General features: G+C 64.9%; 10 protein-coding genes and 1 pseudogene. 8 read left to right on the forward strand and 3 right to left on the reverse strand.

The genetic code is table 11. The annotated features are described in order from the left end of the window. Positions 1 to 282 (forward strand): DUF3597 domain-containing protein (locus tag MOV74_RS26425; RefSeq protein ID WP_246929336.1); only part of this gene is annotated, 282 nt, incomplete at its 5' end. 52 nt (positions 283 to 334) lie between these two features. Here the strand turns inward: MOV74_RS26425 and MOV74_RS26430 are convergent. Beyond that, entirely contained in the window at positions 335 to 613 is a 279-nt protein-coding gene (locus MOV74_RS26430) for a GNAT family N-acetyltransferase (RefSeq protein ID WP_246929338.1), read from the reverse strand. Positions 614 to 932: 319 nt separating this feature from the next. Here MOV74_RS26430 and MOV74_RS26435 point away from each other — a divergent pair, with 319 nt between their 5' ends. Then, a complete protein-coding gene (locus MOV74_RS26435) occupies positions 933 to 1,328 on the forward strand; it encodes an SPW repeat protein (RefSeq protein WP_246929340.1) in 396 nt (131 codons plus the stop codon). Between the two features lie 52 nt (positions 1,329 to 1,380). Here the strand turns inward: MOV74_RS26435 and MOV74_RS26440 are convergent, their stop codons facing one another. Together MOV74_RS26440 and MOV74_RS26445 are read right to left on the reverse strand one after the other, a co-directional pair. Next, positions 1,381 to 1,656, reverse strand: coding sequence for a GNAT family N-acetyltransferase (locus MOV74_RS26440; RefSeq protein ID WP_246929360.1), 276 nt, complete (start codon positions 1,654 to 1,656; stop codon positions 1,381 to 1,383). An 87-nt stretch (positions 1,657 to 1,743) separates the two neighbouring features. Further along, positions 1,744 to 2,103, reverse strand: coding sequence for a hypothetical protein (locus MOV74_RS26445; RefSeq protein ID WP_246929341.1), 360 nt, complete (start codon positions 2,101 to 2,103; stop codon positions 1,744 to 1,746). A 94-nt stretch (positions 2,104 to 2,197) separates the two neighbouring features. Here MOV74_RS26445 and MOV74_RS26450 point away from each other — a divergent pair, with 94 nt between their 5' ends. From MOV74_RS26450 to MOV74_RS26475, 6 genes and pseudogenes are all read left to right on the forward strand, one after another. Then, positions 2,198 to 2,695: a hypothetical protein gene (locus tag MOV74_RS26450; RefSeq protein ID WP_246929344.1), complete on the forward strand. Its 498-nt coding sequence runs from the start codon at positions 2,198 to 2,200 to the stop codon at positions 2,693 to 2,695. Between the two features lie 105 nt (positions 2,696 to 2,800). Next, positions 2,801 to 4,408: an acyl-CoA synthetase gene (locus MOV74_RS26455; protein WP_246929346.1), complete on the forward strand. Its 1,608-nt coding sequence runs from the start codon at positions 2,801 to 2,803 to the stop codon at positions 4,406 to 4,408. Positions 4,409 to 4,417: 9 nt separating this feature from the next. Further along, positions 4,418 to 5,278, forward strand: a complete 861-nt coding sequence (locus tag MOV74_RS26460; protein WP_246929348.1) for a PCC domain-containing protein — start codon at positions 4,418 to 4,420, stop codon at positions 5,276 to 5,278. Positions 5,279 to 5,317: 39 nt separating this feature from the next. Then, entirely contained in the window at positions 5,318 to 5,563 is a 246-nt protein-coding gene (locus MOV74_RS26465) for a HigA family addiction module antitoxin (protein ID WP_246929350.1), read from the forward strand. Between the two features lie 936 nt (positions 5,564 to 6,499). Continuing rightward, positions 6,500 to 7,066, forward strand: coding sequence for an SRPBCC family protein (locus tag MOV74_RS26470; protein ID WP_246929352.1), 567 nt, complete (start codon positions 6,500 to 6,502; stop codon positions 7,064 to 7,066). A gap of 17 nt (positions 7,067 to 7,083) precedes the next feature. Then, positions 7,084 to 7,347: pseudogene (locus MOV74_RS26475) on the forward strand (YncE family protein); the annotation flags it as partial.

Here is a 7,347-nt window from a genome sequence, read left to right on the forward strand (position 1 = left end):
CCGGCCGGCGCGCCCATGGCCGCGGTCGACGTCGCCGCGGTCGTCGACAAGGCGGTGGCCGCGCACAAGGGCGAGAAGCTGGAATGGCGTACCTCGATCGTCGACCTCATGAAGGCGCTCGACATCGATTCCAGCCTTGCAGCCCGCAAGGATCTCGCCAAGGAGCTGGGCTACACCGGCGACATGAACGATTCCGCGAGCATGAACGTCTGGCTGCACAAGCAGGTGATGTCCAAGCTCGCTGCTAATGGCGGCAAGCTGCCGCCGGAGATCAAGCACTGACCGACCGCCGGTCGTGCCGCAAGGGCCCGCGATCTCGCGGGCCCTTTTGCGTTCAGGCGACCAGATCCGCATCCTCCGGATGCCTGTCGAGATAGTCGACGACGAAGCCGCAGCCGGCAATCACCTTCCTGCCGTCGCGCCGGATCAAGTCCAGCGCGCCCTTGACCAGTTCGGATGCGATGCCGCGACCGCGGAGCGCACGGGGCGTTTCGGTGTGGGTGATGATGACCGCCGTCGGCGTCAGCCGGTAATTAGCGAAGGCGATATCGCTGCCGACATCGAGTTCGAAGCGGCTTCTGTCCTTGTTGTCCCGTACAGATGAGGCGGCCATGCAAGATCCTTCCGTCGTGCGTCTTACGCGTTGATCTAGGAGCCCGTCCCCGTCCTTGGCAAGGCGCAGCCAAGGGAGCTTGCCGCACGGCAGACATCTGCAAACGCGCGTGCCTGTAGCTGCAGCGCAGTATGAGAAGCCTTCCTTTCGTGAACACGACGCCTGCTCCAATATTTGCCGGCGTCGCTCTTGCAAGTTCCACGGCGGCTCCCACGTTTTCTCAAGGACATACGTCCGAATGCGGCCGGCAGGGTCGCAAGACATTCGGAGTGTCGTGACCGCCAGCCGCCGACGTGTGCCTCTGTCACAGGAGGGTACGATGTCGGACTTTGGTTTCTTGAATACTCATCGAACATGGGAAGACTGGTGCGGGATGCTGCTCGGCGCGCTCATCGTGGCTTCGCCGTGGTTTCCCATCCAGGATCAGGCGGCGATCACCGGAAACCAGACGGCGGTCCTGAATGCGGTCACAATCGGCCTGGTCGTGTTTGGCATTAGCCAGCTCGAATACGTCGCCTTGCAGCGCTGGCAAGAGGTGACGACGATCCTCGTCGGGCTGTGGCTCATCGCCTCGCCTTACGCCCTCGGCTATTCCGGTGAAGGTTTTCTCCGCATCTATCACACGAGCCTCGGCGGGGCGGTGGTGCTGCTGGGCATACTCCAGCTGTGGCAGGACTGGGATCTGAATGATCAGGACATGCTCCGGCATGGATAACAGGCCGTAGAGATCGGCAGGCCCGCTGGCTATGGGCGGCGGGCCTGTGCTCTCACCTCGTCACGAGGTCCGCATAGTCCGGATGCTTTTCGATCCACGCTTTCACGAACGGGCATTGCGGGATCAGCTTCAATCCGGACGCGCGGACCTGGTCGAGCGCGCCTTGCACCAGTTTCGAGCCGACGCCCTTGCCGCCGAGCTCCTTCGGCACGTCGGTGTGCTCGAACGTGATCACATCGCCGTCGAGCTTGTAGTGCTCGGTCGCAAGATGGCCTTCCACCGAGAGCTCGTAGCGGCAATGGTCCTTGTTGTTGATGACGTTGGTCATGTTGTCGACCTTCCAGCTGCCAGCCTCGCGCACCAAGTCATAACGCACGGTCGGGCCGGCCGGTTTCCGATGTCGAGGTCGTTCGGTTCAATCGGTCGCTTTGGCGAGCCTGGAATCTTCGGGCTGCTGCTGCGGGCGCAGGCATCCCTTGCAGATGACCAGGGAGCGGTTGACCCTGGCATCCTGCTCAGCCTCGCTGCCGTCCTGCGCTTGCCACCACTCCTTCGAAGGGGGCTGAAGCCCGGCTTGCGAGCTGCTTCGCTCGGATCGGGTCGCCGTCCGTGTTGGTTGTGAGGCCGCATGCGGCCGATTGGGATCCTCGCCGGCGCCATCCCAGGCATAACGGGCAGGCTTGAAGGCGGGATCGGACGCCAGGTGCGCCTGCGGCGCCACGGCACATCCGGCGAGCGCCAGCGACAACAGGAGGAAGGCAGGCGCTTTGACCATGATGCGGCACTCTGTACGCGAGAACTGAGCGAGGGTGCGCCGATCATGTTTAAAATTCCCTGAACGATTGCGGCCGCGCCGGCGACCAACCCGCATGCGTTATCTGATCCTCATGCTCGCTCTCTTCACCTCTGCCGTGCGCGCCGAGGATGCAAGGACGTTCAATCCAGCCGACTATCCGCCTGGCGTGCAGAAGGCGCTGCGCTACGCCAATGAAGAATGCACCAGTCAGGACGGCGGCGAGGTGAGCTTCGCGCCTGATACGGTGCGCAGGATCGACCTCACCGGTGATGGCCGCGACGACTACATCGTCGATTTCGGCGAGACCAAATGCGGGGATCGCGAGACCACCTATTGCGGAACCGGCGGCTGCGTCATCAAGATCCTGGCGACGTTGCCGGATGGCAATTTACGCGAGGTGTTTGACGGCTATGTCCTCCGCTACAAGATCATGCCCCCGCCGACGAAGCGCCGTGCTGCGCGAACCGTTCGCTTCGATCTGCACGGCAGCTTCTGCGGCGGCTTTGGTCCGCAGGCCTGTGTCAAGCAGAAGACCATCACGGCGACGCCGTTTGCATTCAAGCAACCGTAGGGGAGCCGTGCATCCGGCGGCCTTGCAGGGGCGCGGGGGATGGCGATAAATGGGCTGCAATGAGCGGATGGCCAGCGTGCCGTCCGCCTTCGAAGAGGAAGCCCCATGCAGCCCCTGCGCATGTCCCGCCGCGTCATGAATCTCGCTTACATGCTGACCCAGAATGCCCGGCGGCATGGAACGCGTCCCGGCTTCGTCTGGGGAGACAAATCCTGGACCTGGCGCGAGATAGACGCGCAGGTCTCGGCGCTGGCGGCTGCGCTCGCCGCGCGCGGCATCACCAAGGGCGACCGCATCCTGGTCCATTCCAAGAATGGCGACGAGATGTTCTTCTCGATGTTCGCGGCATTCCGGCTCGGCGCGGTCTGGGTGCCCACCAATTTCCGCCTGATGCCGGATGAGGTCACCTATCTCGCAGAGGCCTCCGGAGCCAAGGCGTTCCTGTGCCATGTCGATTTTCCCGAGCACGCCGCGGCCGTGAAGGGCGGCGCGCTCGAGTTCACCTGGAGCGTCGACGGCAAGGCCGCGTTCGGCGAGCGCTCGGTTGCCGACGCCGTTGCCTCGCAGGCTAGCGCCAGCATCGCCAATGCCGATGTTGAGCACGACGATCCCTGCTGGTTCTTCTTCACCTCCGGCACCACCGGGCGTTCGAAGGCGGCGGTGCTGACCCACGGCCAGATGGGATTTGTCGTCACCAACCATCTCGCCGATCTCACCCCCGGCGTCACCGAGGCGGATGCTTCGCTGGTGGTGGCGCCATTGTCGCACGGCGCCGGCGTGCATCAGCTGGTGCAGACCGCGCGCGGCGTCTGCACCGTCTTGTTGCCGACCGAGAAGTTCGACATCGACGAGGCGTTCCGCCTGATCGAAAAGCATCGGGTCGGCAATCTCTTCACGGTGCCGACGATCCTGAAGATGATGGTCGAGCACCCCGCCGTCGACAAGTACGACCACGGCTCGCTGCGCCACGTGATCTATGCCGGCGCGCCGATGTATCGCGAGGACCAAAAGACCGCGCTGAAGAAGCTCGGCAAGGTCATCGTGCAGTATTTCGGCCTCGGCGAGGTCACCGGCAACATCACCGTGCTGCCGGCGGCGTTGCACGATCCCGACGACGGGCCGCATGCCAAGATCGGCACCTGCGGCTTCGAACGCACCGGCATGCAGGTCTCGATCCAGGACGACGAGGGCCGCGAGCTCGCGGCCAACCAGAGCGGCGAGATCTGCGTGATCGGCCCCGCCGTGCTCGCGGGCTATTACGACAACCCTGAAGCCAATGCGAAGGCATTCCGCAACGGCTGGTTCCGCACCGGCGATCTCGGCCACATGGACGAGGAGGGATTCGTCTACATTACCGGCCGCGCGTCCGACATGTACATCTCCGGCGGCTCCAACATCTATCCGCGCGAGATCGAGGAGAAAATCCTGACGCATCCCGCGGTCGGTGAGGTCGCCGTGCTCGGCGTGCCCGATGCGACCTGGGGCGAGGTCGGCGTCGCCGTCTGCGTTGCGCGCGAAGGTACGAAGCCGGTGAGCGAGGCCGAGATGGCGGCGTTCCTCTCGCCGAAGGTGCCGCGCTACAAGATGCCGAAGCGGTTCTTCTTCTGGGAGGCGCTGCCGAAATCCGGCTATGGCAAGATTCCAAAACGCATGGTGCGCGACGAGCTCGAGGCGCGTGGGCTGCTCGATCTCGACAAGACGAAAGCTGGCTGAGCGAAGGCGATGCGGAATATCAAGCAGCCGGGCGCGGCCGTCGCGGAGCGCATCCAATGGGTGGGGGCGAGGGGGCGCGCCTTCTCGTTCACGCTTCAGGCAGGTTTGCCGCTGCTGGAAGCCGCCCGGCGCGGCTTTGCGGCCGAAGGTTTTGCCGGTGGCGTGCTTAACTTCCGGCACGGTGCGCTCGGGCCGTTCGCCTATGTCATGCCGGCGCTGTCGAAGACCGGCGAGAACGCCGCCTTCTACAGCGACACGTTCCGGCCGCCTGGCGTGACGCGCACCAGGCTCGGCAGCATGACGCTCGGCACGCGCGACGGCGCGCCGTTCTTTCACTGCCATGGGCTCTGGACCGAGGCCGACGGCAAGGACAGCGGCGGCCACATGCTGCCGGACGAGACTGTCGTCGCCGAACCGTTCGAGGTCGAGGCCTTCGGTATCGACGGTGCGTTGTTCACCGCCGAGCCCGATTCCGAGACCAATTTCAAGCTGTTCGGCCCGGTGGCCGCTGAGAGCACGGGCGCGCGCACGACGAGCCGCGCGTATACGCTCCGGCTGCGCCCGAACCAGGATTTTGCTGGCTCGCTCGAAGAGTTCTGCCGCGCGCACGGCATGGCGCGTGCGAAGATCCATGGCGGCGTCGGTTCGACCATCGGCGCGCGCTTCACCCATGGCGGCGTGACCGAGCCGTTTGCGACAGAGCTTGCGGTGATAGCCGGGCTGATCGCGCCCGGGCACTCCGGCGCGCTCGAAGCTGCGCTCGACGTCGCGCTGGTCGACTACACCGGCGGTTTGGCGGAGGGGCGTCTGGCCCGCGGCGACAATCCCGTGCTGATGACGATGGAGCTGGTGCTGGAGGCGCTGGACTAGCCTTGCGGTCGGGGCTTGCGGTCGGGCGTATCCTGCCGGTTGGTTGCGCGAGGGCTGAGCGCCAACAGGCTTTCACTCGACATCGGCGCTCCCTCGGGGCGGATTACCGATATTCTGAATGGACGCAGAGGTATTTCGGCTGACACCGCGGTGCGCCTTGGTCGATATTTCGGCAACAATCCTCAATTCTGGTTGGACTTGCAGGGGCAGTACGACATCGGTGTCGTCGAGCGGGAGAAGGGCGCGGAGATCGCTCGACGTGTGAGGCCCGCCGACGCGGCTTGATCTGCTCGCCACGTTCGTGTCCCGGACAAGCCGCAACGCGCGAGCGGTGCGGTGCACAGCCGGGACCCAGAAGCCGCGCATATCGCTGCGACATGGGCCCCGTCTCAGCAGCGCACCGCACCGGACGATGCTTCGCATCGCCGGGGGCGCCGCGCTACGTCCGGGGCACGAGAGCGGTATTCGTCTTCATGTTCGAAACTCAATCGCACGCGCGGTTTCCCGTTCTCGCGGCGTATTCCGCCCGAGCTTTGCGGCCGTTGCCGCCCTCGAAAACGCCGAGGGCGCAGGGAAGGCCGGGTGCCGGCTGGCACCCGCGGTCCACTGTGCGAAGCGTGTGCTAAAACAGCTGCACAGCGGCATACAGGTGAAGCCAAACAACCGGCCTTCCCTGCGCAGTGGTTTGACGGCTTATGTCGTGCTCTCCCCGGGGAGCGATGCACTATTGCCCCCGTCGCCTTGCGGATGGCTGATGCGCGGACCCGGTTGGGCCGCCACATCACCGCAACACTTGGCGCACAGACCCCGGGCGCCAGGACCACACGATTTTGTCGTACGCTGAGTGCGCCGGTCGTATGCGCGCGGGTGAGCTGCTCACGGTGTGACCCGCCCTGCAACCACCCTCGCGCCGACGCAACTCGCGTCCACCACGTCCCATCCCGCGTGTCGTGACGATCGCGATGCGCCCCTCGGCCGGGTTGGGATGGCTTTCTATACGATAATCCGAAGTTCTGATAAAGAGAATTATTTTGACCTGATGGCGTTGACCCTCCCATGGGGTGTTTTGCCCGACGGGCAGCGCAACAGGTTGTGGGTTGGGGCCGAGTGCCGCCGCAACGGCGCCACGAACCGGTCTCCCCTCGGCCCCAAAATACGCTAGGATGACCGGAGCGCGCATTCCAAGCCGCGCGTGATCAACTGGACGTATGAGGAAACGAGATGAGGGTGACGATTGGACGGCGCACGGCCGTGGCTGCGGCGCTGGCTGTAATTGGGGCGGCAGGCTTGACGGCGACCTTTGGCCCGGCCTGGGCGCATGGGCCGACCCGGCAGAAGGTGCGGGAATCCATCGAGATCAGTGCGCCGCCGGCCAAGGTCTGGGCCGCGATCTCCAATTTCCAGGACATGAGCTGGCTTCCGATCGTCACCAAGACCACGGGTGAGAAGGGCAACGAGATCGGCGCGACGCGGACGCTGACCCTGACGGGCGGCCCGACGGTCGAGGAGGAGCTCTATAAATACGAGCCGGACATGCTGAGCTATTCGTACCGGATCACCAAGGTCGACGTGAAGGTGCTGCCGGTGACCAATTATTCCTCGACCTTGACGGTGTCGCCGGCGCCCGACGGCAAGTCCAAGCTGGAATGGGCCGGCGCGTTCTACCGCGGCTTTCCCAACAACGATCCGCCGCCGGAGCTGAGCGACGAGGCCGCGGTGAAGGCGGTGAGCGAGCTTTACAAGACCGGCCTCGAGGCGCTGAAGAAGAAGATCGAGAGCGGTAGCTGATCGTGCGGACACTGGACTTGCGGGCGCTGCTCCTGGCGGCGCTCGCGGCCGGCCTTTGCTGGGGTACTTTCGGCAGCGCGTGCGCTGAAGAGGCGTTCGTCACCAACCAGCTCAGCGACGATCTGATGGTCGTGGACCTCGCGACCTCGCGTAGCGTGGCAACCATCGCCATCGGCGGCAAGCCGGCGGGGGTGGCCGTCAGCGCCGACGGACGCTTTGCCTATGTGACGAGCCCCGACGCCAAGGCGGTGACGGTCGTCGACGCCGCCACGCGGCAGGTT

The organism is Bradyrhizobium sp. SHOUNA76 (assembly GCF_023006445.1).
In the GTDB taxonomy this organism is placed as follows: Bacteria; Pseudomonadota; Alphaproteobacteria; order Rhizobiales; family Xanthobacteraceae; genus Bradyrhizobium.